The following is a 26,606-nucleotide window of genomic DNA, read 5'->3' on the forward strand; positions in this document are numbered from 1 at the left end:
TCGATCATCCCCCTCTCGCGGCCCGACCCTCCGCCAGGAACGCCAATCGCTGCAGAGTCTCGGCGTTGCGCAGATGCAGCGGCGGGTTCAGGATCCAGCGCGGGATCCATGCTCCGGGGCCGGCGACCGCATCCTCCGTGATGCGCACCACGCATCCGTCCTCGCTCGGTCGAACCTCGATGACCACGCGCGCTTCACCCATCGGCCATCCGCGCGCACGGAGCACGATCCGCCGCGGCGCGTCGTACTCGCGCACCTCGGTGGTGTCGTCGATCAGCACGGGCCAGACGCCGAACGAGTGGTGCAGATGCGCCCCTTCGGCCGGCCAGGCATCGTCGACCGACCGCATCCGCGAGGCGCCCACGACCCACGAAGGGTACAGCCAGCCATCCGCCATCACGGCGAAGACTTCTTCGGGCGTGCAGGACATGCGACGGACATTGCGTGACATGGGCGGCCTCCGATCGTCGTTGCGCCACGCTAAGCGCGTCTGCTGCGAGCTCCGACGGGGTTGCCCTCCGCGGCTGCGGCCGCTATCCGGCTCGCCCTGTGGCACGCTGGAGACATGCGGATCGCAGTGACGGGATCATCGGGAAAGCTCGGACGCGTCGTCGTTCGCGAACTGGCCGCGGCCGGACACGAGGTCATCGGCCTCGACGTCGTCGGCGAGCGCGGACCCGGGTTCGTGCAGGTGGATCTGACCGATTACGGCCAGGTCGTCGACGCGCTCGGGTCGGTGAACGACCAGCACGACGGCGTCGACGCGCTCGTACATCTGGCCGCGGTTCCCGCGCCAGGCCTGCGCGCGGACGTCGCCGTCTTCCACAACAACATGACGGTGTCGTTCAATGTGCTGCACGCGGCGACCCGGCTCGGCATCCGCCGGATCGTCACCGCGTCGAGCGAGACCGTCCAGGGGCTCCCCTTCGACGTCCCGCCGCCCTACATCCCGGTCGACGAGGATTACCCCGCGCGGCCCGAGTCGGTGTACTCCCTCGTCAAGCACCTCGAGGAGCGGATGGCGATCGAGCTGGTGCGCTGGCATCCTGAGCTGTCGATCACGGCGCTGCGCTTCTCGAACGTCATGGTTCCCGAGGACTACGCCGAGTTCCCCTCCTTCAACGGGGACGCACGGGTGCGCAAGTGGAACCTGTGGAGCTACATCGACGCCCGCGACGGTGCCCAGGCCGTGCTCCGCGCGCTCGAGACGGCTCCGACCGGCTTCGATCACTTCCTGATCGCCGCGGCCGACACGGTCATGACGCGCCCCAACGCCGAGCTGATCGCCGAGGTGTTCCCGGACACCGAGGTGCGGGGCGAGGTCGGCGTGAACGACAGCTTGTTCTCCACGGCGAAGGCGCAGCGCCTGCTCGGCTACGCGCCGCGGCATTCCTGGCGCGATCACGCCTGAGGCTCAGGCGTCCGGCCGCACGGGCTTGCTCATCTGCACCGCCGTCACGCCGAACCCGAGCGACTCGTAGAGGCGGCGAGCCCGCTCGTTGAAGCCGAAGACGTTGAGCGCGAGCTCTCGCCCTCCCCGCTCGGCGACATACCGCTCGGCCAGGAGCATCGCCGCCCGGCCGTAGCCGCGCCCGCGATACGGTTCGTCGATCTCGACGTCCCACACCCACCACACGCCCTCATTGCCGCGCGGATGCGGGCCCAGCCACATCACCCCGACGGCGCGTCCCGCCGCCTCGACGTGGAGCACGTCGTGTCCCGCCGCGGGAAGCCCACCGGGGAAGAGCTCGGTGTACGACTCGGCGGCGATGCGCTCGGCGGTGGCACGGTCATCGCCGGCGCGCACGCGTTCCTCCGCGTACGCGCGATGCTGAACGGCGATCCACGCGGGGAACTCGTCGTCCGAGAAGCGGCGGAAGGTGACGTCGACCATGACTCCATCATCGCCGCAGCGGTCTTCGTAAGCTGGGCAGATGGACGATCACTCCGAACCCCGCTGGACAGTGATCGGTCGTTCCGTCGCGTACGACGGGCGGGTGACGCTGGTTGACCACACCGTCCTCCTCCCGGACGGTTCCCAGAGCTCCTATGAAGTCGACGAGAGTGTGCCCTTCTCCGTCGCCACTCTCGTCGTCGACGGCGCGGACGTTCTCCTCTCTCGTCAGTACCGCTACGCCATCGACCGCTGGATCTACGACCTTCCAGGCGGCGGCGGCCAGGCGGACGAGGACCCTCGCACAGCGGCACAGCGCGAGCTCGAAGAAGAGCTCGGCATCGTGCCCGATGATCTTCGGCACCTGCACACGTTCTTCATGAACCCTGGCCGCGCCGCCTGGCCGACTCATCTGTTCATTTCCACAGCCGGGTTCACCTGGGCTCGCCCCGATGCGTCGGATCCCGCCGAGCAGGTAAGGCTGGTGCGAATGCGGCTCGTGGAGCTCGATGCGCTGATCTCTCGGGGCCTCGTTGTCGATCCGCCGCTGATCGTTGCACGAGCGCTGGGTGCAGCGACTGGCTATCTGCCCCCGCTACGGCCCGTTGGAACGCGGTGAGATGCACGGCGCGTTCTCGATCATCGAGCACGGCGGCGATGTCGGAGGCCCTGCCTACGGTGAAGGTATGTTCAACGATGCGCCCCTCTTCGAAGAGGACCCCGACGCGGCGTTCGCGCGCGCTGCGGAGAGGGCCCCGGTCGAGCCCGAAGACGCGGTGGATCGTGTCGTCGAAGTCTCCGCGATGCTGTCCGTCTTCGCCGCCGAGCAGGTGTGGGCGATCGCCCAGATGCGCGCCGATGCGCACGCGGACGCGAAGCGCGCGGGCCGTCACGATCGCGGCATCGTCGAACGGTCGCTGCGCCTCGAGCTCGCGCAGGCGATCGGAGCCACCGAGGCTGCAGCAGACCGCCTGATCGCCCACGCCGTGGCGCTCGTCGAGCGGTACCCCGAGACCCTCGCCGCGCTGAGCCGTGCGCAGATCACCCAGCGGCACGCCGAGGCTCTCGTCGACGCCGTCGATCGCGCCGAGCCGTGGCTGCGCGAAGAGCTGGCCCCGCTCGCGCTCGAGCTCGCCGTGCGCCTGCCCATCGGTGTCTTCCGGCACGCCGTGCGCCGTCTCGTCGACGATGCCCGCGCCGTCACGCTGACCGAGCGGCAGCGCGAGGCTCTCGAAACGCGCCGGGTCGCGGTCGACGACGACCGCGACGGGATGGCGTGGCTCACCGTGTATCTGCCGACCGTCGAGGCGAGGGCGATCTTCGACCGCCTCACACGCACCGCCGCAGCCCTCATCGCCGCAGAGCCGACCGCATCCCACAGTCCCGAATGCTCCGTGGGTGACGAGGCGAACCGGCAGCGCACACTCGATCAGGCACGCGCCGATGTCGCGGCCGACCTCCTGATCGATGGTGAGGTGCCGCAACACGGCGAGCAGGCGCGCGGCATCCGCGCGACAGTCGCGGTCACGGTGCCCGTGCTCACCCTCCTCGGCAAGGGTGACAGTCCGGCCGTCGTCGACGGCGTCGGTCCCATCCCCCTCGCGACGGCTCGCGAGCTGTGCGGCGGGGCAGACGGATGGATGCGCGTGCTGACCCACCCCGAGACGGGCCTCGTCCTGTCGGTCGGGCGCACGCAGTACCGACCGCCGGCGAGCCTGCGACGGCTCGCACGGTGGCGCAGCGCGCGGTGCAGCGCCCCGGCTGCATGGTGCCGGCGAATCGGTGCGAGATCGACCACACCATCGCCTGGGAGCACGGCGGTTCGACCGCCGCCGACAACCTCACCCCGCTCTGCAAGGGCCACCACACTGTCAAACACCACGGCGGATGGAAGGTGCGGCAACTCGCGGATGCGTCCATCGAGTGGACGAGCCCGACGGGGCGCATGTACACCGTCGCGCCCGAGCGACGCACGCCCACGTTCATCGCAGACGCATCGCCACCCGGCGATCCGCCGTTCTGACCGGTCCGCCCGAATGTGCCGCGTTGCTCACAGCTGCAGGCCGGCCGCCAGTCTGCGCCCGTAGTCGGCGATCCACCGCCCCACGGGGAGCCGAGCCGCGTCGTACGAACGCAGCGCCTCGACGGGCGCCCGCTCGGCGAGCAGGCGCGCCAGCGTCAGCGCATCGGCGGCCGCCTTCGCCGCACCCATCGCGGTGTGAGGCCGCACCACGACGGCTGCGTCGCCCAGGAGGGCGACACGGCCGGCGGACATCCGTGGCGGGACGTAGTCGTAGATGGCCTGCAGGAAGGGATGCGGCTCCGCAGCCACCGCGTCGGCGAACGGTGGCGGGAGCAGCCGTGCCGCGTCATCCACGAGACCCTCGCGCAGGCCGGCCGGGAGCTGGCCCGGAGCCAGTGAGCCCGCATCCCGGCGCCGGCCCGATGCGTCCAGGAGGTCGTTCAACGCGCCGGCGGTCAGCGTGCGGTACCAGACCCAGTTGTAGCGGCGCCGACCCGGCTCGGTCTCGCCGCGCGGCCCGGGCACGAGGTAGCCGAGCACGTGTCCGCCACGCCCCGTGAAGAAGGCGAACCGTCCGGTCAACACCTCGGCGGCCTCCGACGGCAGCGCCGTCTCGGGAAGGAGTCCGCGCCAGGTGACGTAGCCGCTGTACGCGTTCGTCTTCTCCTCAGGTGCCACGAATCCGCGTACCGCCGAATGCAGGCCGTCGGCCCCGACGACGACATCGAACTCGCGCCGACCCCTCGGGCCGAGATCGAGGTACGCAACGCCCTGGGAGCATCCCGCCCCTGCGACGCGCGTCCCCGTGAGGTAGGCCGCATCCGGAAGCGTGGAGCGCAGGGTCTCGTAGAGCACATCCCACGAGAGCTGTGTCTGCGGCGTGGGATCACGGGAGACGATCCGCCCCGCGGGATCGAGAACGATGCGTTCGGAAGTCATGGTGCCGCGCGCCGCATCCGGGCGACCCACCGCTCGCAGGAGCGCGAGGATCTCGTCCTGCGCGACGAGCCCCGCCCCCCGGCCCGAGAGCCCGCTCGCCGAACGCTCGAAGACGGTGACGTCGTGACCAGCCCGAGTGAGCAGCGCCGCAACGCCGAGTCCACCGAGCGATCCGCCCGCGATGCCGATCCGCAGTCGCTCGTCCATCTGCACTGTCCTTCCTGAGATCCGTGGGATGAGGTCCGTGCGACGACGATAGGAACGGATACGGCCGCGCTGCTCCGACACGTGTCGAGGTCTCCTCCACGCGGATGGCCCGGTGCGGATGGCATGCTCGAATCACGGATGCGGCCACGAAGGCCGTATCCGTGGCGAGAAGAGGTCCGCATGCTCGAGACACGTCTGCCGTACGAGGATTGGCAGCCGACGAAGGAGACCCTGCACCGGTTCGTGCAGCTCGTCGGCAAACTTCGGCTCGCGCGCAGCGTGCGGCGCAACCACTGGTGGAACGTGCCGTTCCATCTCACCGGCGCCGGGATCACGACGCGTCCGATGGGTGCGGACCCGACATTCGCGGTCGACTTCGACTTCATCGATCACCGCCTGAGCGTGGTCACGAGCGACGGCGTCCGCACGTCGTTCTCGTTGCGGGGACTGTCCGTCGCAGACTTCCATGCGCACCTCGTCCGCGCCCTCGAGGGTGCCGATCTCGACGCCGCTCCGATCCTCGAGGCGAAGCCGTTCGACCTGCCCGACGCAGCCCGCCCGTTCCGCGACGACACCGAACACGACGTCTACGACCCCGCATCCGTCACTGCCTACTGGCGGCTGCTGTCGGATGCGGGGCTCGTGCTCGAGGAGTTCTGCGGTCGCTTCAGCGGCAAGACGAGCCCCGTGCATCACTTCTGGCACACGTTCGACATCGCCGCCACGCGCTTCTCCGACACCGTCGTGCCACACACCGACCAGGCCGACAGCGTCACGCGCGAGGCCTACTCGCGAGAGGTCGTCTCGTCGGGGTTCTGGTTCGGCGATGCGAGCGTGCCGGAGCCCGCGTTCTACTCCTACACGTCACCGGAGCCGGCAGGCATCGCACAGCGCCCGCTCCCCGATGGAGCGCTGTGGCTGGACCGCGGCAGGTCGCACCTCGCCGTGTACCCGCTCGCGCGCGCCCAGGCGACGGGCGACCCGCGGAGGGCGGCGCTCGACTTCTTCGAGGCCGCGTATCGCGCCGGAGCGGAGCTGGCCGGATGGGAGATCGCGCGCTACGCCTGCGTCGACGGTGTGACCGATCCCCTGCACGCCGCCGTCCGCAGCTGAGTGCGCGCCACCGCTCCCGCGCCGGATGCGGCAGGATGGTGCTGCGCGTGAGGGATGGGGGCCCGAGATGACGACGCACGACGACCCGACCGATCAACTGGTCCCGTTCGCCGACCTGCTCGACACCGGCGGAGACGACCCGCCGCCCGTCGATCGACGCGTGCGTCGTCGGCGCCGCTGGATCGTGGCGATCGTGCTGCTGGTCCTCGTGGCGCTCCCCCTCGCGGCGGGAGGCGGCTACACGGTCTGGGCGCTGAACGCCCCCTTGCCCTCCCCGGTGATGACCGCGGAGCAGCCGTCGGTTTCGACGCCCGGAGCGGTCGGCATCGCGATGCCGACCGAGGGCGCGTCGGCGCTCAGTGTGTCAGGCGGAGAGGCCTACCTCGGCGCGGGAGCCAGCGGCATCTGGACCTCGAGCGGCGGCGATGAGGCCCGCCCGCTGGCGAGCATCAGCAAACTCATCACGGCGCTCGTCGTGCTCGACGCGTCACCGCTGAGCGGCCCGGACGACCCCGGGCCCACGATCACGTTCTCGAAGACCGACCACGACCTGTACGACGAGTACTACGTCCAGGGCGCGACGATCCTCGCCATGCCGACCGGAAGTTCGATGTCGCTGCGCGACGCGTTGACGGCGATGCTGCTTCCCTCCGCGAGCAACTACGCGGATGCCGTCTCCACCTGGGCCTTCGGCTCGCGCAGCGGGTTCCTCGCGGCCGCACGCACCTGGCTCGACGCGCACGGAATGATGGGCACCACGATCGTGGAGCCCACGGGCATCAGCGCGCGCAACACCGGTACGCCCGGGGACCTGATCACCCTCGGCAAGCTGGCCGCATCCGAGCCGACGATCGCCGCGATCGCCGCGATGCCGTCCGCGCCGCTGGGAGATCTCGGCACCGTGAGCAACACGAACAACCTCTTGGGCGTCGACGGGATCACCGGTCTCAAGACGGGGAACCTCGGACCCGACAACTACAACCTGCTGTACACCTCGACGCTGGATGTGGGCATCGGCGAGCCGTTGCACATCACCGGCGTCGTGCTCGGGGTGTACTCCCGCAGCACCGTGGACAGCGTCGTGCGTGCGCAGCTGCAGAGCATCCGCGATGGGTTCCACGCGGTGCAGCTCGCCGAACAGGGGCAGCAGATCGGCTCCCTGTCGACCCGCTGGGGTTCACGTGCGGCCCTTGTCGTCGCTTCGGCACCCAGCATCCTGACCTGGTCGGACACCCCGATCACGGTCGCCATGGACGTCTCGGAACCCGCGACGTACACCGACGGCGAGGTCGTCGGCACGATCACGTGGACCGCGGGGCCGAACAGCACGACGGCCGATGTCGTCGTCTCGGGCGGCATCGAGCCGCCGACCGAGTGGTGGCGGCTCACCCACCCGGGACAGCTCGGCGGCGACTAGGCCACGATCTCTCGGAGCGCGTCCACGATCCGGGTCGCTCGGTGATCATCGACGGCCTCCATCCAGTTCGTGACGAACGAGAAGCCGACCCTGCTGTCGCGATCGGCGAACGCGACCTGCCCGCCCGCGCCGTCGTGGCCGAAGCTCGACGGTCCGAGATACCGCCGCGCCTCGGAGTCGAGCTGGAACCCCGCGCCCCAGCGCGGCCACGGCGGCGGCGCGTCGAAGAACGGCGCCCCCACCGTACGCTCGCGTGTAGCGGCGGCGACGGTGTCGTCGTCGAGCAGCCTCACTCCGTCTGTCTCGGCCACGGTCGCCGACCACATCGCGGCGACGGCGCGCGCCGTCGCGACGACCCCGGCGCCCGGAATAACGGCGGCCTGCACCGCCGGCGTGTTGAAGCCCTCCGCCTCACCCACGAGAGTGGGCGGCAACGCGCCGCCCAGGGTCATGGCGCGGTCGCCCCAGTCGATGACTCCGGATACGCGCTGAGTGGCCTGCTGCGCCACGAGCCCCTGGAGCGTGGGCCCCACGAACAGGTGCGCCGCAGAACCGGCGCGTTCGGCCGGCAGCCCGAGCCACGCATCCGCACCGAGCAGATCGGCCATCTCGCGGAACGCCGCAGCGGGGGCGACACCGCTCGCACGGCGCACGATCTCACCCGAGATCCAGCCGTGCGTCAACGCGTGGTACGCCCACGCCTCCCCCGGCTTCCACAGCGGCTCCTGCGCCGCGAGCAGCGCGGCGACGCGGTCGAAGTCGAGCAGATCGTCGGTCGCGAGGTCGACGCTCAGCGCCGGCACCCCCGCACGGTGGGCCAGCGCGTCTCCGACCGTCACCTCGTGCTTGCCGTGCCGGCCGAACTCGGGCCACAGCGCGGCCAGGGGACTGTCCAGATCGACACGTCCGGATGCCGCGAGCCGGGCGACGAGGATCGACATCAGGCCCTTCGAGCAGGAGAAGACCACCGACGGGGTGTCGCTCTCCCAGGGGCGGTCGATGCGCGCATCCGCGGAACCGGCCCAGAGGTCGACGACGCTGCGGCCCTCGACGCGGATCGCCAGCGCTCCGCCCATCCGCGGAAGCCCCTCGAACGCCGCCGCGAAGGCGTCGCCGACCGCCTCGAAGCCCGGGGCGATGTGGCCGTTGATCCCGATCATGCTGCGACCTCCTCGACGACGAGACGGTCGTTCTCCCACCGCACCGGAAGGGGATCCGACAGCGCGCCCACGAAGGCGCCGTCCGTCCCGATGTTCTCGAACGCGAGCATCACGTCGCGCCCGGCCGCATCCCGCGTGATGCGACCGCTGTAGAGCTTCTCGCTCGCGACGAGGACGGCCCGGTCGACCGGGTAGGGCCCGAGCGGGTCCTCGAGGGCCACCGCCCAGATCCCGCCCCGCGCACCGGTCCGCGCGCCGGCCAGGTGCGCGGAGTCGCAGGAGAAGATGAGCGCCCATCGGCCGTCGATCTGCACGAGCTGCGGGACTTCAAGGTGCGCGAAACCCGCACCGGGGAGGCTGAGCGGCGGACGCACCTCCCAGTGCGACAGGTCGCCCGAGCGGGCGTGTCCGATCACCCCGGTGTCGCGGTCACCATCTCCCACGACGCGCGCGGTGACGAGCATGTGCCACCCCTCCCCGGCGGGATCGGCGAAGACCCACGGGTCGCGCCACGCCTGTTCGTGCCAGGTGCCGTCATCGAGCGTCTCGTACCACCGCGGGTCCGCGGCGACGACGACGGAGGCATCCTTCGTCCAAGCGCCCGGCTCCGACGCGGACGCGGCCAGCACCGTCTCCACGTTCGTGTGCGCCGCGGGGTCGAGGAACCGCGAACCCGTATAGAACATCCGCCATGTCTGCGCCTCGCGGACGACGCTGCCCGTCCACGTGGCCGTCGCATCCGGCGCCTCCCCGCCCGACGGCTGGAGAACCGTGCCGTGCACGGTCCACGTGCGCAGGTCGGTGGAGGTGGCGTGACCGATCGTCGCGTTGCGATGGCGCAGATCGGGGTCTCCGAGCGAGGTCGGCGCCTGCAGGTAGTACATGTGATGGGTGTCGCCGTCGCGGGCGAACCAGAAGTCCCAGACCCAGTGGTCGGGCAGCGTGAACGTCACAGAGTTCTCCTCGTGAATGGGGAAGGGCGGCTCAGCCCTTGACGGCGCCTTGCACCAGCGCGCGGATGAACTGCCGCTGGAAGATGAGGAAGAGCACGACCGCAGGCGTGATGATGATCAGCGCTCCCGCGTTCAGCAGCGGGATGCTGAGCGAATACTGCCCCTGGAAGAAGGTCAGCGCACCCGCGACCGTCCGCTGCAGCGGGTCGGCGATGAGCACGACCGGCAGCAGGAACTGGTTCCACGTCCAGATGAACAACAGGATCGCCAGGGCGGAGAGCGCGGGCATCGCGAGAGGAAGCTGGATGCTGCGGAACTCGCGCCAGAGCGACGCTCCGTCGACCCGGGCCGCCTCGGAGAGCTCCCTGGGCACATTGATGAAGTGGGCCCGCATCCAGAACACGCCGAACGGCATGTACAGCCCGATGAGAGGGAAGATGACGGCCCACGGGGTGTTCACGGTACCGAGCGACTGCGCCTGGTAGTAGAGCGGGATGATGAGGGCCTCGAACGGGATCGTCAGGCCCAGGATGAAGAACACGAGCACTCCGCGGCCGAACCGGACCTGGAGCGATCCGAGCGCGAACCCGGCGAGGGTGGCGGCGATGAGGCTCGCCGGCACGACGCCGAGCACGATGAGCATGCTGGAGCCCATCAGCTGCCACACGTGGCCGGTCTCGAACGCGGTGGCGAAGTTGCCCCACTGCGGGTCGGTCGGCCAGGTGAGGCCGGTCGGGTTGCGGTCGGCGGGCTGCAGGGCGGCCGAGAACATGCTGACCAGCGGCAGCACGGTGACGATCACCGCCACGCTGAGCAGGAGGTAGCCGAGCACACGCTCGGTGCGGCTGGCGATCACGAGTCGCTCGCTCTCGAGAGTCGTTGGATGGGCAGGACGACGACGAGCACGAGCACCATCAGCACGATGCCGAAGGCGGATGCGAGACCGACGTCGCTCTGGGTGAACCCGATGCGGAAGATGGACAGGCCCGGCACGAGGGTGGCCCGGCCGGGCCCGCCCTGCGTCGAGGTGTAGATGATGTCGAAGCTGGACAGCGCGGCGATGACCGTGACGGTCACGAGCACGGCGATCTCCTGACGCAGCCCGGGGAGGGTGATGGTGAAGAACTCGCGCCACCACCCGGCGCCGTCGAGCCGGACCGCCTCGTAGAGCGAGACGTCGATCTTGCCGAGACCGGTGAGCAGCAGTACGGTGCACAGCCCCGTCAGCACCCAGGACCCGATGAGACCGACAGCGGGAAGAGCGGTGCCGTAGTCGGCGAGCCAGGGGCGAGTGATCCACCCGAGGCCCAGCCATCCCAGGATCTGGTTCACCGCGCCGGTCTGCGCGTACATCCACGACCAGGCGATACCCGCCGCGGCCAGCGGGATGATCTGCGGGAGGAAGAGCACCGTCTGCGCCGAGGCGGCGAACGCCTTCGACCGCAGTCCGCGGATGAGGGTCGCGAGCACCAGCCCCGCACCCACGGGGATGATCGTGAAGAACGCGATCAGCACGAAGGCGTTGCGGATGGCACCGAGCAGGTCGGGGTCGGTGAAGACGGTCAGGTAGTTGTCCACTCCCACCCAGCGAGCGACGCCGATCCCGTTCCAGTCGTAGAACGAGTACTGCACCCCCTGGATGAGGGGCCAGACGACGAAGGACACGTAAGCCGCGAGCGCCGGAACGAGCAGGAGCCAACCGGCGAGCGTCCCGCGCCGGGCGGCCGCTTTGGCGGCTGCCCGGCGCGGGGGTGCGGTCGTCGCCGCGGCGGTGCCGTCGGGTCGGGGTGCCGCTACAGCGGCGACCGCACGGTCGGTCATTTGCCGCCGACCTCCTTCTCGTAGAACGCCTGCACGCGGTCCACGAACTCCTTGCCGGTGATCTGGCTCGTCACCAGCAGCTGGGACTCGGGGATGATCGATCCGGCGTAGATACCGGCGGTCGTGTTGGCCATGAAGTCGACCTGGCCGTTCTCGGCGCCGATCTGCGCGGACATCGCGAGGGCATCCTCGATGAGCGAGCCGGACTCGACCTTCGGCTGCTCGAGCGACGGGTCGCCGCCGGGCGAGGCGCCGGTGACGTCGACGATGATCTGGCGCGCGGTCGGGTCGGTGTGCACCCAGTTGAGGAAGTACACGATCTCGTTCAGGTGCGCAGACCCTGCCGCCACCGAGAACGAGTTCGCCGCGCCCATGGCCACGTGGTCGCCTCCGGCCTCCACGGGCGGGACGAGGAAGAACGACACGTCGGAGCCGAGAGCCTTCTGGTAGTTCGCCGCCTCCCAGTTGCCGTTGAAGGTGAACAGACCCTCTCCCTCGCCGAACCGGCTCGTGAAGGTGAAGTAGTCGATCGCGTTGATGTCGGACGGGAAGTAGCCCGCATCCGCCCACTTGCGCACGAGCTCGGCGCCCTTGACGTTGCCCTCTTCGTCGTAGCGGGCGCCCGGCTCGTTGAACATCCATGACAGGAACTGGTCCTTGTCGACGTACTGGTTCATCGCCGCCTGCACGACGAAGTTGACGACGCCGTCCTTGTCGCCGGCCATGATCGGCAGGATGCCGGCGGCCTTGGCCTTGGCCATGTCGTCCTCGAGCTCGGCGAGCGTCTGCGGCGGTGCGTCGATCCCGAGCTGGGCGGCGAGCTTGTCGTTCATGTAGATGCCGGTGATGCTGTAGCCGAGCCCGAGCTGGTACAGCGAGCCCGAGCCGCGGATACCGTCCTCGCTCATCCGCAGCGGCGCGAGCTGCGAGGCGGGCCACGCATCCCAGCCGTAGGCGTCGAAGTACGGGTCGAGGTTGGCGACCAGGCCGTCGCGCACCGTGTCGCCCAGGGTGGGGAGGCGGATGAGGTCGGGCGGCGTCGCGCTCGCGAGCAGCTTCGGGGCGTTGGCCGTCAGGTTCTGGAACGTGTCACGGGTGATGGTGAAGGTCACGTTCGGGTGCTGCTTGGTGAACTCCTCGGTCAGCTTGTCGGTGACCGGGAACCCCGTCTCATCGGCGATCGTCAGCTCGACCGGGTCGGAGGTGAGCTCGGTCGAGACGGTGACGTCGTTCTGGGCGGCCGGCGCGGCGGCTCCCGGCGCGCAGGCCGTCAGCGCTGCTGCGGCGAGCCCGGTGATCGCCAGCAGGGCGACCGGCCCTGAGCGACGCAGGCGGCGGTGCGGTGTCGTGGTCATGGGGCGACTCCTTTGTCTGTGGTGCAAAAAACGGCTGCGGATGACGGGAACATCGGGTCATGTTCTCGCCGATCCGCGTGCTGAATGGATTTAGCACGCACATTGTGCGCATACTGGGTCCCCAGTGTCAATGTCCGCTCCGCGTACGCTGGGGGAGCATTCGAGGAGGTGTGCGTGGGCAAGCGAGTCACCCTTGCTGACGTCGCGCGCAAGGCCGGGCTGTCGCCGTCCGCGGCGTCGATGATCCTGAACGGCCGCCCCGACACCCGCTTGTCGGCCGACGCCCATGAGCGCGTGCACGCCGCCGCCTCCGAGCTCGGGTACCGGCCGAACGTCGCCGCCAGGGCGTTGCGCACCGACACGACCCACACGATCGGCTTCGTCTCCGATCACGTCGCCACGACCCGCTTCGCGAGCGGACTCATCAAGGGCTCCCTCGAAGCGGCGGAGGCGGCGGGGCACGTTGTGCTGGTCGCCGAGACCGGCGGCGAGCCCGAGCGCGAGGTCGAAGCCGTCTCGGCGCTCCTGGATCGTCAGGTCGACGGCATCATCTTCGCTTCCATGAGGGCCAGAGAGACCTTCGTGCCGCCCTTGCCCTCCCGCACGCGCATCGTGATGCTCAACGCGACGAACGACGTGCACACCTGCAGCGTGCTCCCCGACGAAGAGACCGGCGGCCGACGGGCGGTCGAGCTGCTCGCCGACGCCGGCATCACCGAGGGCATCGTGCTGCTCGGCTACGACGCCGAGGCGGAACGCGATGTGTTCCGCTCCGAGACGGTCGCCTCCCGCATCCGCGGCATGTCCGAGACCCTCCGCGAGCGCGGCATGACCCTCGCGCGCTCGGAGTCCATCTGGCTCTGGGAGCCCGCAAGTGGTCACGAGGTGATCTCACGGCTGCTGGCCGAGGGCGAGCGGCCGAAAGCGATCATCTGCCTCAACGACCGGCTCGCCTTCGGCGCCTCGCAGGCGCTGGCCGAGGCCGGCCTCGGCATCCCGGACGACGTGTCGCTCGTCTCCTTCGACAACGACGAGCTCGCGGCCTACCTGCGACCGGGCCTCACCACCATCGGGTTGCCGCACGAGGAGATGGGCCGCCGCGCGGTCGAACTCCTGCTCGAGCCGGACGGCCCGCCGCCCGGCATCCACCTCGTGGAGATGCCGGTGGTGGTGCGCGCGTCTATCCGGCCGGCCTGAACTAGGCGACGGGCGAGTACCCGATCAGCCAGGTCACCCCGAACGCGTCGCGGACCTGTCCGTCGACATCGCCCCAGGGACGCTCCCCCATGGCCTCGATGACGGTTCCCGTCGCGGCGAGCGCGTCGAACCATCGCCGGGACGTCGCCGCGTCGCCGGCACCCAGCAGCGCGAAAAGCACGCCGTGCACCTGGACGGATGCGGCGCCGTCGGCCGCATCCGAACCGAACAGGTCGACGGGGCCGCGCAGCTCGCCGTGCGCGATCCACGACGGCGCACCGTCCTGGCGGCCGAACTCGGCGAAGGTGTGAAGCTCCAGCTCACCGCCGAAGACGTCGCGGTAGGTCTTCAGCGCGTCCGCGGCGATGCCGGCGAACTGCAGGTACGGGACGGGGGCGGCCATTCCGGCAGGCTACCGCTCACCCCCGACCCGCGACGCGATCAGACCAGCCAGGCGCGCTCGTCGCCGCTGAAGCGGTTGACGGCGCCCGGGGTGGACGTCGCCCGCTCGTACATGCGTGAGAGACCGGGGATCACCGCCTGGTTGCGCTCGTCGAGGCGGTCCTGGCGCTCGATGATCTCGTCGAGGCGCTCGGCGAGCTCGGCCCGCGCGGCGCGCTCGTCGACCGTGATCACCTCGCCGCCGGCGACGACCACGCGACCCTGCACCATGACGATGTCGATCGAGGAGCCGTTCTCCGAGTAGACGAGTTGCAGGTCCAGCTTCTGACGGGGCGTGAAGGCCATGGTCTCCAGGTCGTAGATCACCAGGTCGGCCTGCTTGCCGACTTCGATCGAGCCGACGACGTCATCGAGCACGGCGCTGCGCGCTCCCCCGATCGTCGCGGCGGCCAGCACCTCTGCGACGGTGGGCCACTGGTCGATGGCCGGCTCGGTCACCTTGTGCAGCAGAGCGGCGGTCTTGACGACATCGAGCATCCGCGGTGAATCGCTGCTCGAGCAGCCGTCCGTACCCAGCCCGAGGTTGACTCCGGCGTTCTGGAGCTTTCGCCACGCGGCGATCCCCGAGCCGAGCTTGAGGTTGGAGATGGGGTTGTGGGAGATCGAGGTTCCCGCCGCAGCGACCGTCTGCATGTCGGCATCCGTGAGCCAGATCCCGTGGGCGAGCGTCGTGTTCGGCGAGAGCGCACCGATCGACGCCATGTAGGAGACGAGGCTCCCGCCGTACGACTCGTCTCCGGTGACCAGCTGCGTCTTGGTCTCGAGTACGTGGATGTGGCACTCCGCCGCGAACTCGAGCGCCATCTCGGTCGCCCCGGTCAGCAGCGCGGGCTCGCACCGCTGCGGGGCGGAGGGTGCGACCATGAACCGCAGCCGGCCGTTCGCGCGGCCGTGGTGGGCGGCGAAGGCCTCGCGGGCGAACCTCAGATACTCCTCGGTGGACGGCACATGCGCGGAGCGGATCTCGCGCACCACGTCGGCGGGCAGATACTCCTCGGCGAAGGGAACCGTGTCGAGGAAGGGGCGGTTGATGACGTGTCCCGAGACGTTCGCGCGCACGCCCAGCTGCTCGTAGGCGTCGAAGACCGCGGCGAGCTGCTCGTGATCCTGCCCCGGCGTCTCGAGAACGTCGTCGACGAGCGTCGTCACCCCGGCCTTGAGCGATTCGATGCCGAAGAGAGTCGTGCGAAGACGCACGAGGTCCGGCGCGACGCGGCTGTCGCCGAGGAGCGGATACGACATCGCCATCCACATCTCCAGCGGCAGATTGTCGTAGCGGCCCTTGTAGAACATCTCCCACGAGTGGGTGTGCGCGTTCACGAAACCGGGTGCGACCAGGCGGTCGCGACCCTCGATGATCTCGTCGCCGGGCTCGGGCGCCAGGTGCTCGCCGATCGCGACGATGACGCCGTCGGCGATCCGGATGCTGCGCACGAGCGGGGTGCTGCCCGAGATCGGATCCATGGTGATGACGTGGGCGTCGCGGATGAAGGTACTCATGGTGGTTCTCCGTCGAGGTGTGGGGCGGGTGCTGCGGGGATCCTCAGCGGGCGGATACGGTCTCGCGGGGCTCCGGGGTCGCCGCGAACTGCTGCGCCTCGACCCAGCGCCTGTGGCTGGTGCGGGCCAGCAGCCAGTAGGTGAGACCGGCGGCGACGCCGCCCGTGAGCCAGGAGATGTCGAGGCCGCCGAGCGCCTGCGACCCGAGGCCCTGCAGCGCCGGAACCATGCCGTTCAGGAACAGCCAGGTGAAGACGATCCCGACGAAGAAGGCGATCAATGCGCGCGGGTTGACGTCGGGCAGACGCTTCGATCCGACGGCGTCGAACAGGTGGTCGAACCGGCGCGATCGGCGCTCGAAGATGCCGTAGTGCACGAGCATGATGGCGCCCCACGTGGCGACCCAGCCGACCACGCCGACCAGCCACGCGTCGAGGGTCTGGGCCGCATCCTCCTGGAAGATGAAGAAGACGGCGGCCGCGAGCGAGAGCACTCCGACGAGGATGTTGAGCGCCTTGCGGCCGACCTTGAGATCGAGCGCCTGGGCGGCGACGCTGAAGCTGTAGATGTTGAGCACGTTGGTCGCGATGGGCCCGTGCAGCACGAGAAGCAGGACCGGGATGGCGAGGGCGCCGAAGTTCTCGACGATGAGCTGGCCGGGATCGACCGTGCCGTTCTTCGTGGCGAGGGAGGCTCCGAGCAGACCAAGCCAGATGACGGGGATGAACTGGCCCAGTGCGCTCGCGAGATAGAGCTTGCGGCGGGGCACGCTCGTGCTGATGAAGCGCGAGTAGTCCGCCGCGTAGGTCAGCCAGGTGATGCCCCAGCCGATGCCGATGGCGGTCATCACCGCCGACATCGCGACGATGCGGTCGCCACCGGCAAGCTGTGCGCCGGCGGGGCCCGCGTAGCCCCAGTCGATGTCGAGGAAGAACCACGCGACGATCGACATGATCACCAGCACGAGCACGGTCGGGGGCACCGTCCACCGCTCGAACGCCGCGATCGCCTTGTATCCGGCGAGCGCCACGCCCACCTGGATCGCCATGATGAGGGCGGCGATACCGATCTTCCAGCCGATGTTCGCCTGGGTCGGATCCAGCCATCCCAGTTCGCCGAGCAGGGCCGTCACGAGGTCGAGCACGATCCACGTGTTGACGGCGCACCATCCGATGACCACGACCGCCTGGATCACCGAGGGCAGGTAGTTGCCGCGGCGGCCGAACACGGCGCGGCCGAGGAGCATGCCGGTGACGCCGGTCTTCTGGCCGAACAGCACGAAGATGCCGAACAGGCCCATGCCGATCAGGTTGCCGATCACGAGCACGAGCATCGTGTCGAGCAGACTGAGACCCATGCTGATGCCGAGGGCTCCCAGCACCCAGTTGATGGGAGCGATGTTGGCCCCCATCCAGATCCAGAACTGACCCGAGACGCGGGACGTACGGGCGGACTCGGGGATCGGCTGGAGCGTCTCTTCGATGTCGTGCGGGCTGGCAGAAGACATGGGCGGTGTCCTTCTCGCGAGGTGGAGCGATCAGTGGAGCGGGTCGCCACCCAGCATGCGGCGGCGGTGTTTCCGCGCTCGCGGCGCTCTGTAAACTCGCGGTCACGGCGAATGGACAGAATGTATGCCCCTCCTGCTCGATCAGATCCTCGCGGACGCCGTCGTCCAGAAGACCGAACCCGAACTCGTCTGCGGCATCGCATCCGAGGTGGATGTGCGCTGGGTGCACGCGAGCGAACAGCTCGACATCGCCCCGCTCCTGCGCGGCGGGGAGCTCATCCTCATGGAGGGGGTCAACCTCGTCACGGCGGATGCGGCCCAGCTGCGGACCTACGTCGACACCCTGGTCGCACGCGACATCGCCGCGCTCGCCGTGGAGACGACACCCCGCCTCCCCCGCATCCCCGAGACGCTCGTGAAGCACGCGGAGGCGAGCGGCCTGCCGGTGATCCACCTGCGACGCCGGGTGCCGTTCGTGCAGATCTGCGAGAGCATCAACAGCCAGCTCGCCGACGTGAGCCTGCGGCGCCTGCGCATCGCCGATCAGATCTCCCTCGCCCTCTCCGAGGCGATCGAGAATCTGGCGAGCATCGACCAGCTTCTCGCTCTCATCCGCGATCGGGCGAACTCGTCCGCGCAGCTCACGTCGCTGTCCGGCCAGACCCTCGGCGTCGCGCTCGCCGACGCCGATACGCCGTCGCTCGGCATCGAGTACACCGCACCGGTGTCGTTCGGCGGCACGGTCGTCGCGACGCTCACGCTCCGGCCGGCGGCGGACGCCGACATCCACCTCATCTCGGGCGCGCTCTCACGGGCGCCCGAGATCCTCGCCATCGCGCTGCTGCGCACGCATCCGCTCTCTCCCCACGACCGGCGACGCAGCCGTTTCATCTCGCTGCTCGCGTCGAGCGGCCCGCGCACCTCCGCCGCCGAGCACGCGCGCGAGCTCACGACGCTGGCCGTGCGGCTGGGATTCGAGCCCGACGATCGGTTCATCCCGTTCGTCGTCGAACTCGACGACGCCTCGAACGTCGCGGCCGTGCAGGAGGCGATCGCCGCGATCTCGCCACGTTCGACCGGGCAGTTCACCGACGGCCAGTACGTCGGCATCGTGGGATTCGCGCCGTCATGGGACGCGCAGGACGTGCGCTGTGCGGTGACGGATGCGCTGCGCCACCTCGCCGCTCGCGGCGGAGTGCGCGCCGCGGTCGGACCCACCAGCGCGAGCGTGGACCGGGCCGTGCGCGCTGTGCGCTCCGCGAGGGAGAGCGTGCCGTACACGTCGGATGCGGACCCGGTGGTGGATGCGGCGAGCATCGCCGTGACGCGGCTCTGGCCGCTGCTGTCGCAGATCGAGCCGGTGGCGGAGTTCATCGACGAGCAGATCGGCGCCCTGCTCGATCGGGACGCCGTGTCGCACGGCGAGCTGTTCGACACGCTGCGCGCATTGGCGGCGAACCTCGGCAGCAAGACGGATGCGGCCGCATCCCTCGGCATCCATCGACAGACCTTCTACCAGCGCTTCGAGCGCATCACCGCCGTCCTCGGCCCTCTCGAGCCGGGATCGGCGCGGATCGGCGCCGTGCTCACCGCCGTGTTCCTCGAACAGGCACGGCGACAGGCGGCCGCTGCCGCCGACGCGAAGCAGGACGCTGCGAACCGCGCGAACGCGTGACGGCGCGGGTCAGGTCCGCTCCTCGCGCACGATGGCGGCGCCGGCGGTCAGCGCGCTGAGCTTTGAGAGCGCCACCTCCCGCGACAGCGGCGCCATGCCGCAGTTGGTGCTGGGCATCAGCTTGTCGGCGTCGACGTAGCGAAGCGCGTCGCGGAGGGTGCCGGCTACTTCGGCGGGCGTCTCGATCTCGTCGGTGGCGACGTCGATGGCGCCGAGCATGACCTTCTTGCCGCGCAGCAGCTCGATGAGCTCCATCGGCACGCGGGAGCCGTGGCTCTCGAGGGAGACGATGTCGATGGCCGAGCGCTGCAGGAGCGGGAAGGACTCCTCGTACTGGCGCCACTCGGACCCCAGCGTCTGCTTCCACCGGGTGTTCGCCTCGATCCCGTAGCCGTAGCAGATGTGCACGACGGTCTCGGCCTTCAGCCCCTGGGCTGCACGCTCCAGTGTGGCGACTCCCCAGTCACGCATCTCGTCGAAGAAGACGTTGAAGGCGGGCTCGTCGAACTGGATGACGTCGATGCCCGCCGCCTCCAGCTCCTTCGCCTCCTCGTTGAGGATGACGGCGAACTCCCACGCCAGCTTCTCGCGGCTCCGGTAATGGCGGTCGGCGAGCGTGTCGATCATCGTCATGGGGCCGGGAAGAGCCCACTTCAGAGGGCGATCCGTCTGCTGGCGGAGGAACCGCGCGTCGTCGACGAAGACGGGCTTCGTTCGGCTGACGGCGCCGACGACGGTCGGCACGCTGGCGTCGTAACGATCGCGGATGCGCACCGTCTCCCGCCGCGCGAAGTCGACCCCGTCGAGGTGCTCGATGAACGTCGTCACGAAGTGCTGCCGAGTCTGCTCGCCGTCACTGATGACGTCGATGCCTCGGCGCTGCTGCTCCTGCACGGCGATGCGCAGCGCATCCTGCTTGCCCTCGACGAGGGCCGCGCCCTCCAGCTCCCACGGCGACCAGAGCACCTCGGGCTTCGCGAGCCACGAGGGCTTGGGCAGGCTCCCGACGATCGCGGTCGGCAGCAGCGCGGGCGCCTGCGCGCGGGTCATCGCGCGAGCGCCGGCTCGAGACCGGCCCATCGTGCGAGCACCTCGCCGTAGGGCGTCAGGAAGTGCTCGGCCGCGTACGTGCCCTGGGTGATCGCCAGCTGCGCGCGCTCGACGCGGTCGTAGTCGACCTGCGTGCGCGAGAAGTCGCCGTGCTCCAGGCTCGGGCGGTAGACGCTGCCCGCGGCCGCGTTCGCGTTGTAGATCTCCGGGCGGTAGATCTTCTGGAAGCTCTCCATCGTGCTGATCGTGCCGACCAGCTGCAGGTTCGTGTAATCGTTGGCCAGGTCGCCGCGGAAGTAGAACGCGAGCGGCGCCGCGGCGCCCGCGGGCATGAAGTAGCGCACTCGCAGCCCCATCCGGGCGAAGTACTCGTCGGTCAGCGAGTACTCGCTCTGGAGGTATTCGACACCGAGCACCGGATGCGTGTTGTCGGTGCGACGGTAGGTCTTGCTCGTCGAGACACTGATGCAGATCACCGGCGGCGCCTCGAAGCGCGCACGGTAGGCGTCCGAGTTCAGGAACGCCTGGAACAGCGCACCGTGCAGGGCGCCGAAGTCGTCGGGGACGGTGAAGGCACCGGCATCCGCGTTGACGGCGGGCAAGCGCACGCTGAAGTCGAAGTCGCGGACGTAGGACGAGAAGTTGTTGCCGACGATCCCGTGATGGCGGATGCCGGTGTGCGAGTCGCGGATGTGGACGTCGAGCACTTCGAGCAGCGGGAAGTGGCGCTGTTCACCGTCGGCGGTCAACGCCGCGTCCACCGACACGATCTCGAGCTCGAGGGTGTAGCGGTCGCCGTTCGGGTTGTCCCACCGCGCGAGGTCGTTGCACCGGCGATCGATCATCGTCAGCACGTTGCGGAGGTTCTGCTGCCGGCCCTCTCCGCGCGCGAGGTTGGCGAAGTTCGTCGTGGCGCGGGAGTCGGCGGAGGGCGAGTAGTCCTCGTCGAACGGTGTCGTGGAGATACGGAACGTGAGCTCGTTCGTCATGCGCAGCCAATCTGGGTCTCGCGCGGCGGGTGGGTCGCGGGGTGTCGTGCCATCGTGCCGAGAATCTGCGCCCATCGGGTAATTCGGGGTGACTATGCGCTCCTATAGTCTTCGGCTATGGCAAAGACCACCGCCAGCATCTCGCTGCAGCAGCTCCATTACTTCGTGGAGGTGGCGGCGGAGGGCTCCATCTCGGCCGCGGCCGATCTGCTCTACGTCTCGCAGCCCACGATGTCGGCGGCGATGAAGGACCTCGAGACCCGGGTGGGGCGAGCCCTCCTCATCCGGTCGGCGCGCGGTGTGACGCTCACGGCCGACGGCACCGAGTTCCTCGGCTACGCCCGGCAGGTCGTCGAGCAGGTCGCGCTCCTCGAACAGCGCTACCTCGGCCGGCCCCCCGCCCGGCGCCTGCTCGGGGTCTCGACGCAGCACTACTCGTTCGCCGTGGACGCGTTCGTGCGGATGGTGCGGAGTTTCGGCGCCGCGGAGTACGAGTTCTCGCTCCGCGAGACGCGCACCTGGGACATCATCGAGGACGTCCGCACCCTGCGCAGCGAGATCGGCATCCTGTACCGCGACGACGTCAACCGGAACGTGATCAACAAGCTGCTCCGCGACGCGGGGCTCGCCTTCCATCCGCTGTTCTTCGCCGAGCCGCACATCTTCCTCGCCCGGAAGAACCCGCTCGCCGCACGGGGTCGCGCGACACTCGACGACCTCGCCGACCTGCCACGGCTCACCTTCGACCAGGGCGCGAACAACTCGTTCTACCTCGCCGAGGAGATCCTCTCGACCCTCTCCGCGAAGCAGGAGATCCGGGTGTCCGACCGCGCGACCATCTTCAACCTCATGATCGGTCTCGGCGGCTACACGATCTCCACCGGCATCATCAGCGACGACCTCGATCCCGAGATCGTCGCCGTCCCCCTCGAGGTCGACGAGAGGATCGAGATCGGCTGGATCGGCCAGGCCGCCCTCGGACTCACCGAGCAGGCGCAGCGCTACCTCGACGAGGTGCGGGCCGTGGTGTCGGGCTTCGGTGTGGAAGTGTTGGGGTAGGGGGGACGTGGTGACGGAAGTCGTCGAAGTCGAGGAGGCGCCGTACTCGCGTGAGCCTCGTGCCTGCGAGCGTCTGGCTCGAAGACGACCTCTGCGAGCAGGGGATGCACTTCAGCGCCCCGCGGCCCGTTCATCTCATGAGTCAGGCCTACATCGACGGCAAGAGCGACGACCCGGTCGGCGATACGGACTACTGGATTGCCGCGGCGTATGACCAGAACAGCCAGGTCCTCGGCACGGTCGCCGCACGCCCGGCCAATGATGCGTGGCAGCTCTATCCGCTCGATACTCGTGAGTCCGTCACTAACGGCATCGTGACGCACCCCGCTGCTGACCTGGTCGAACTGCGAATGACAGGCGGCGCCTTCTACGCCGTCGCGAACGACACCATCATCGGCCTCAACGAACCGGCGCTGACGATTGCCGCCACACCTCGTCCAGTCGCGGACGCTCAGCCCGACATCGCCGCCGCCTTCGCTCGCTCGTCGGGCGGCGGTGGAGCCGTGCCTGCGACCAATGCAGGCACGGTCCCAGTGATCGGATTCTCGGTCTTCGCGGCGCTCATCATCGGTGCTTCCGCGGTCTTCGGCGCATGTGACCGACGTGGCGGCCGAGGGGCAGTTCGCACGCAGGTCTAGCGGACGTAATAGACGGCTGCACCTCGATCCCCCCGAACGCGTTTTGCCCCCGGATGGACGTGTTTACGATCGTTGCTGGCATCCAAATATGGCGTGGGCATCAGGGGGCAAAACCCCCACTCAATTCGTGCAGAATTAGCGGGATTCCGCCTGCGATCTAATCGCTGCCGCCAATTGACATCGGTTGGTAGTTCCTACGGTTCTTTGATCCTCCGTCCGATTCGGTACGACACGCCGAGCATTTCGACGCGCGACTCGTCTCGTGGCTCTGCTCGCGCGAATACAGCGGATGCCGTTGCCACTGTCCGCGGTGCGACTCCCCAGCCGTAGGCTCGGTGTGCTTCCGGAGGGCCTGACCATCCCAGCAGTACACGATTCGGTGGGCAACTCGCTAGCGTTTTCGAAAATCACGACAATCATAGACACGGCACGGATCCCCTCCGATTATGAAACTGCTATGTGTCATAGCGTCCGAACAGAATGCGCAAAGATTGGATGAGGATGTCACGGAAAGTTGCAAGAAACGTCGCCACCGCGCTGTTCGCCGCCATTTTGGTCGCCGGAGTTGCTGGCCCCGCGGTAGCAGACGACAATCCCGATGCCGATCACGGGCAGGGGGATCCTGGCACCGTCGTCATCGACGGCCGCACCTTCGGGCCAGAGGACGGCGTGCAAGTCACCGAAGAATGGCTTCCGCTCCCGGAGCCCGGCTCTGGAGAAACCGTGGGCGTCGAGTGGGGAACGACCCCACCCTCCGGCACCATTACACCGATGGTGTACTGGGGTACGAGCTACGCGTACTCTGTTGAGACTGCCTTCGTGTGGTATTCGGGCTACGCAAAGGCTGCCGCAAACGTCTACCAAGGAGAGCGGATCATCCAGGTCTGCATCCAGTTCCAGCGTGGCGGTAAGGGTATCGCTGACCAGAGGTGCTCGACCGCGAGCAGTAACGGGTCCAGCTGGTCGGCAGGAGCAGAGGCGGTGTCCTACGCGACTGATTCTCTCGGACTCAACGATCCGCAGACGGTCATGTACATCAAGACTACGCGCATCAACCCTGGGATCATCTAGTCAGGCGATGAGCGGCTCAGGTCGCCCCGGCGGGTTCCGCTCATAGGCCCGCCGCGACCACAGTTCGTTGTGGCAGTTCGCCCAGGCGACGAGACGGGAGAGACTCACGCTTCGTCGTCTGGGCGATGTCGTAGGATGTCGCCAGGCTGGCAATTGAGTACTTGGCAAATGGCGTTGAGCGTTGTGAAGCGCACCGCCTTCGCGCGGCCGTTCTTGAGAACAAATACGTTGGCAGGCGTGATGCCTATCGCGGTGGCAAGATCAGCGACCGTGATGTTCGACTTCTTCAGCTGATCGTCGAGATGGACATCAATCGGCACTAGATCACTTCCTCCAGCTCCTCTTGGAAGCGTGTCGATTTGCGCAAGAGTCCACGCATCGCCCCCACTGCCAATGCGAACGCCGCCAGAAGCAGACCGGTTCCAATCAGTCCGTACATGATCAACGGTGGCGTGTATTCCTTGACAGTTAGCACTATGAAGGCCAAGACGACTAGCCCAAGAGCAACGAGAGCTGTTGCAATCAGGGCTCGAACCCACGACAACGCGCTTGTTGAGAATATTCTCTCCTGTTCGATAAGTGACACAAGGCGCCAGACGACTACTAGAGCCACTTGCGCGCACCCGATGAACAGAACGGACCAGAGCAGCGCCGGGACGAACATATCCCGAGCTTCAGGGTTGGCCTGAATGACCTCAAGCCCGAGAACTGGTACGAAGTAGGCCTCGATCAGAAGCGAGAAGACGAGCAGCAGAGCAAGGAACAAACGTATCGCCCAAAGGCCGACGAGTGGCATGCGAACTCCATCTGTATCGAAAAACGAGATATCGAATAACGATAGTGAATCATGCGGCACAGCTTCGTGCAACCGCAACCTCTCTACAACGCCCTGACCGCTCGCCCGTCAACGCTCCTCACCTGATCCTCAGGTCATCGAGGAGGCCGTGATCACGAGCGTCAAATGATCTCTCTTCGGCCCGTGTCCGCGACTTCGTACCGGTTCTGGCCGAACGATCGGCAAAGCAGAAGCTTGCCACGCGCGGAGCCCCCAGGCCCTGAACACTAGCGCGGGTGCGATTCGGTGGGAACGGTGCACGTCAAGATCTCAGCTGCGTGCGGACTGCTCGGCATCCTTCATGAGTGGCGCCCGGAGCGGGCTATCTATCTCCTGTGATGCGCGTATGAACGTTGGGAGAATATCCGTCCCAGTTTCCGTTCGCCGAGCTCCTTCTCTGGAACTCTGGGCGGGTTGTGTCGACGACACTGTGGAGGCTCTTATGAAACGGCCCGCGATCCGCATGCTTGTGCTCGCGTCGAGTCTGTGCGCCGTGGTGGCGCCGCTTCTCCTGAATGGACCCGCTGTGGCGGCTTCCCCGGAGAGGGCAGCCGAAGAACCGCGCCTTGCGGAAGAGGCGTTGCCGAGCTTTGACGTAACCTTTGATGCCGCGAATGGGCCGGTCGGCTTCGACGATGTGCAGGGCTTCTCAACCGCGCTGGGGGCGGAGCTGAAGGCGATCTCGTTCAGCGGGGCTGCTGGCATGGGAGAGCTGAGCGTTCTGGAGACCGACACGCCTGAGACGCTTGAGTACGAAGCTGAAGCGCTCTTTCGCAGCGTGAACGCTGACGTTCCCCCGGTCATCGGAGCAACCATCGAGGCGGCTCGTCCACTTGGCGGCGCGCGAGTCGACGTCGAAGGGATCACGGCGACCATCGTGGAGGCTCCTGAGCCGGCCCTTTCTCAGGAACGCACATTCCCCTCTAACTCGTCCAGACTTCCCGGTGAGGAGCTGTCAGTCGACACGTCTCCCAGCTCTCTCAGCGCGAGTGTGGTCAACGACTGGCCGCGGTGGTTTCCGTCTGATTGGCGGGCGGAAGGCTACAACCTAAATCGATGTACGCACCTCTCGAACGGTATCTGCGTCGGCTCGCAGCGCGTTGCAGCCCTGACTCAATCAGTTGTGTGGATGGACGACCACACACCCACTGCATGGCCCAGCCCCGACTGGGGGTTGGAGTTCGGAGTTGCGCTCTACAACTACTCGCGCTGTCCCAACAGCACAACGGTGAATTACGGCGAGAAATGGTGGCTCAACCCGGACTATGTTGACTGGTCGACGAACTTGCTGGAGAGCGCTAGCCCGGGCGCGGAAATCCAGGAGGTGTACCTCGACGACAATCGCTGGTTCGACGACTGCGCCGTCCTGACGCATGAGATAGGTGTCCGTCGCCCCGCCAGCTTGACCGCCGGCTACACGTACTCCTTCACTGTTCGGGCACCTCGCAACACGATGAGTCCGGATTCGTCGTTCTCGGCAGCATTCCAAGCGGTGCACGACGACTGCATTGGCGAGTGGAGCAACCGCTCAGACTGCATGGGACTTTGGAACACACCCTGGCCGTACTCGGGCCCCCAGGCCGTCACCGTCGTGAATGCCAGCCGACACCTGCTGTTCCCGAACTGCCATCGGATGCATGACAAGTGGGACGCACCTCTTTCCTGGGTCAACGGCGGGAACCGATTCATGCCGGCCCCGCTGAACTATTGGGACACGTGCTTCTACAACGACTGGAACTAA

Annotated in this window: 26 protein-coding genes and 2 pseudogenes; 13 read left to right on the forward strand and 15 right to left on the reverse strand. The window is 68.1% G+C overall.

Translation table 11 applies throughout. From position 1 onward, the window contains the following. Positions 1-4: 4 nt before the first annotated feature. A complete protein-coding gene (locus SK224_RS01285; protein ID WP_320433042.1) occupies positions 5-451 on the reverse strand; it encodes an SRPBCC family protein in 447 nt (148 codons plus the stop codon). A gap of 114 nt (positions 452-565) precedes the next feature. On the opposite strand from SK224_RS01285, the gene SK224_RS01290 reads away from it, so the two are divergent. Continuing rightward, positions 566-1,411, forward strand: a complete 846-nt coding sequence (locus tag SK224_RS01290; RefSeq protein ID WP_320433043.1) for an NAD(P)-dependent oxidoreductase — start codon at positions 566-568, stop codon at positions 1,409-1,411. 3 nt (positions 1,412-1,414) lie between these two features. On the opposite strand, the gene SK224_RS01295 is transcribed toward SK224_RS01290, so the two are convergent. Further along, positions 1,415-1,894 (reverse strand): GNAT family N-acetyltransferase, encoded by a 480-nt coding sequence (locus SK224_RS01295; protein ID WP_320433044.1) that lies wholly within the window; start codon positions 1,892-1,894, stop codon positions 1,415-1,417. 40 nt (positions 1,895-1,934) lie between these two features. Between SK224_RS01295 and SK224_RS01300 the strand changes: the two genes are divergently transcribed. The 3 genes and pseudogenes from SK224_RS01300 (at position 1,935) to SK224_RS01310 (ending at position 3,917) form a co-directional block, all read left to right on the forward strand. Next, entirely contained in the window at positions 1,935-2,513 is a 579-nt protein-coding gene (locus tag SK224_RS01300) for an NUDIX hydrolase (protein WP_320433045.1), read from the forward strand. Between the two features lie 229 nt (positions 2,514-2,742). Continuing rightward, positions 2,743-3,573, forward strand: a pseudogene (locus tag SK224_RS01305) (DUF222 domain-containing protein); the annotation flags it as partial. A gap of 86 nt (positions 3,574-3,659) precedes the next feature. Further along, positions 3,660-3,917, forward strand: a complete 258-nt coding sequence (locus SK224_RS01310; protein ID WP_320433777.1) for an HNH endonuclease signature motif containing protein — start codon at positions 3,660-3,662, stop codon at positions 3,915-3,917. A gap of 27 nt (positions 3,918-3,944) precedes the next feature. Here SK224_RS01310 and SK224_RS01315 read toward each other — a convergent pair whose 3' ends face one another. Then, positions 3,945-5,063 carry an FAD-dependent monooxygenase gene (locus tag SK224_RS01315; protein ID WP_320433046.1) on the reverse strand — a complete coding sequence of 373 codons (1,119 nt, stop codon included), beginning with the start codon at positions 5,061-5,063 and terminating at the stop codon, positions 3,945-3,947. Positions 5,064-5,243: 180 nt separating this feature from the next. Between SK224_RS01315 and SK224_RS01320 the strand changes: the two genes are divergently transcribed. Together SK224_RS01320 and SK224_RS01325 are read left to right on the forward strand one after the other, a co-directional pair. Then, positions 5,244-6,176, forward strand: a complete 933-nt coding sequence (locus tag SK224_RS01320) for a DUF5996 family protein (RefSeq protein WP_320433047.1) — start codon at positions 5,244-5,246, stop codon at positions 6,174-6,176. A gap of 67 nt (positions 6,177-6,243) precedes the next feature. Further along, the gene (locus SK224_RS01325; RefSeq protein ID WP_320433048.1) at positions 6,244-7,593 is read left to right on the forward strand and encodes a serine hydrolase; all 1,350 of its coding nucleotides are present in this window, start codon (positions 6,244-6,246) and stop codon (positions 7,591-7,593) included. Here the strand turns inward: SK224_RS01325 and SK224_RS01330 are convergent. The 5 genes from SK224_RS01330 to SK224_RS01350 are packed head-to-tail and all read right to left on the reverse strand — an operon-like array spanning position 7,590 to position 12,882. Continuing rightward, positions 7,590-8,753, reverse strand: a complete 1,164-nt coding sequence (locus tag SK224_RS01330) for a serine hydrolase domain-containing protein (protein WP_320433049.1) — start codon at positions 8,751-8,753, stop codon at positions 7,590-7,592. The two genes, SK224_RS01325 and SK224_RS01330, sit on opposite strands and share 4 nt — an antisense overlap. Then, positions 8,750-9,706, reverse strand: a complete 957-nt coding sequence (locus SK224_RS01335; protein WP_320433050.1) for a glycosyl hydrolase family 32 — start codon at positions 9,704-9,706, stop codon at positions 8,750-8,752. Before SK224_RS01335 ends, SK224_RS01330 begins: the two co-directional genes overlap by 4 nt. A 31-nt stretch (positions 9,707-9,737) precedes the next feature. Further along, the gene (locus tag SK224_RS01340) at positions 9,738-10,562 is read right to left on the reverse strand and encodes a carbohydrate ABC transporter permease (RefSeq protein ID WP_137417886.1); all 825 of its coding nucleotides are present in this window, start codon (positions 10,560-10,562) and stop codon (positions 9,738-9,740) included. Beyond that, positions 10,559-11,527 carry a carbohydrate ABC transporter permease gene (locus SK224_RS01345; protein ID WP_234074684.1) on the reverse strand — a complete coding sequence of 323 codons (969 nt, stop codon included), beginning with the start codon at positions 11,525-11,527 and terminating at the stop codon, positions 10,559-10,561. Before SK224_RS01345 ends, SK224_RS01340 begins: the two co-directional genes overlap by 4 nt. Beyond that, positions 11,524-12,882, reverse strand: a complete 1,359-nt coding sequence (locus tag SK224_RS01350; RefSeq protein WP_320433051.1) for an ABC transporter substrate-binding protein — start codon at positions 12,880-12,882, stop codon at positions 11,524-11,526. The genes SK224_RS01345 and SK224_RS01350 overlap by 4 nt, the downstream gene beginning before the upstream one ends. A 174-nt stretch (positions 12,883-13,056) precedes the next feature. On the opposite strand from SK224_RS01350, the gene SK224_RS01355 reads away from it, so the two are divergent. Beyond that, positions 13,057-14,079, forward strand: a complete 1,023-nt coding sequence (locus SK224_RS01355) for a LacI family DNA-binding transcriptional regulator (protein WP_320433052.1) — start codon at positions 13,057-13,059, stop codon at positions 14,077-14,079. A 1-nt stretch (position 14,080) separates the two neighbouring features. Here SK224_RS01355 and SK224_RS01360 read toward each other — a convergent pair whose 3' ends face one another. Genes SK224_RS01360 through SK224_RS01370 form a run of 3 tightly spaced genes read right to left on the reverse strand, consistent with a single transcriptional unit; the run spans position 14,081 to position 17,548 of the window. Further along, a complete protein-coding gene (locus SK224_RS01360; protein ID WP_320433053.1) occupies positions 14,081-14,482 on the reverse strand; it encodes a VOC family protein in 402 nt (133 codons plus the stop codon). A gap of 38 nt (positions 14,483-14,520) precedes the next feature. Beyond that, a complete protein-coding gene (locus SK224_RS01365) occupies positions 14,521-16,041 on the reverse strand; it encodes an amidohydrolase family protein (RefSeq protein ID WP_320433054.1) in 1,521 nt (506 codons plus the stop codon). Positions 16,042-16,084: 43 nt separating this feature from the next. Beyond that, positions 16,085-17,548: a cytosine permease gene (locus SK224_RS01370; RefSeq protein ID WP_320433055.1), complete on the reverse strand. Its 1,464-nt coding sequence runs from the start codon at positions 17,546-17,548 to the stop codon at positions 16,085-16,087. 124 nt (positions 17,549-17,672) lie between these two features. On the opposite strand from SK224_RS01370, the gene SK224_RS01375 reads away from it, so the two are divergent. Beyond that, positions 17,673-19,223, forward strand: a complete 1,551-nt coding sequence (locus SK224_RS01375) for a PucR family transcriptional regulator (RefSeq protein WP_320433056.1) — start codon at positions 17,673-17,675, stop codon at positions 19,221-19,223. Positions 19,224-19,232: 9 nt separating this feature from the next. On the opposite strand, the gene SK224_RS01380 is transcribed toward SK224_RS01375, so the two are convergent. After that, positions 19,233-20,273 carry a methionine synthase gene (locus SK224_RS01380; protein WP_320433057.1) on the reverse strand — a complete coding sequence of 347 codons (1,041 nt, stop codon included), beginning with the start codon at positions 20,271-20,273 and terminating at the stop codon, positions 19,233-19,235. After that, a complete protein-coding gene (locus SK224_RS01385; protein WP_320433058.1) occupies positions 20,270-21,262 on the reverse strand; it encodes a putative oxygenase MesX in 993 nt (330 codons plus the stop codon). The genes SK224_RS01380 and SK224_RS01385 overlap by 4 nt, the downstream gene beginning before the upstream one ends. 117 nt (positions 21,263-21,379) lie before the next feature. On the opposite strand from SK224_RS01385, the gene SK224_RS01390 reads away from it, so the two are divergent. The 3 genes from SK224_RS01390 to SK224_RS01400 all read left to right on the forward strand — a co-directional run bounded on the left by SK224_RS01390 (position 21,380) and on the right by SK224_RS01400 (position 24,030). Next, the gene (locus SK224_RS01390) at positions 21,380-22,321 is read left to right on the forward strand and encodes a LysR family transcriptional regulator (protein WP_320433059.1); all 942 of its coding nucleotides are present in this window, start codon (positions 21,380-21,382) and stop codon (positions 22,319-22,321) included. A gap of 137 nt (positions 22,322-22,458) precedes the next feature. Beyond that, positions 22,459-22,959: a hypothetical protein gene (locus SK224_RS01395; protein ID WP_320433060.1), complete on the forward strand. Its 501-nt coding sequence runs from the start codon at positions 22,459-22,461 to the stop codon at positions 22,957-22,959. 501 nt (positions 22,960-23,460) lie between these two features. Beyond that, positions 23,461-24,030, forward strand: a complete 570-nt coding sequence (locus SK224_RS01400; protein WP_320433061.1) for a hypothetical protein — start codon at positions 23,461-23,463, stop codon at positions 24,028-24,030. 104 nt (positions 24,031-24,134) lie between these two features. On the opposite strand, the gene SK224_RS01405 is transcribed toward SK224_RS01400, so the two are convergent. Next, on the reverse strand, positions 24,135-24,350 hold the full coding sequence (locus SK224_RS01405) for a helix-turn-helix transcriptional regulator (RefSeq protein ID WP_320433062.1): 216 nt from the start codon (positions 24,348-24,350) through the stop codon (positions 24,135-24,137). Continuing rightward, entirely contained in the window at positions 24,350-24,826 is a 477-nt protein-coding gene (locus SK224_RS01410; protein ID WP_320433063.1) for a DUF2975 domain-containing protein, read from the reverse strand. The genes SK224_RS01405 and SK224_RS01410 overlap by 1 nt, the downstream gene beginning before the upstream one ends. Positions 24,827-24,996: 170 nt before the next feature. Here SK224_RS01410 and SK224_RS16755 point away from each other — a divergent pair. After that, positions 24,997-25,089 (forward strand): annotated as a pseudogene (locus SK224_RS16755) (three-helix bundle dimerization domain-containing protein); the annotation flags it as partial. Positions 25,090-25,307: 218 nt separating this feature from the next. Further along, positions 25,308-26,606, forward strand: coding sequence for a hypothetical protein (locus SK224_RS01415; RefSeq protein WP_320433064.1), 1,299 nt, complete (start codon positions 25,308-25,310; stop codon positions 26,604-26,606).

It is taken from the genome of Microbacterium sp. BG28, assembly GCF_034044005.1.
Lineage (GTDB): Bacteria > Actinomycetota > Actinomycetes > Actinomycetales > Microbacteriaceae > Microbacterium.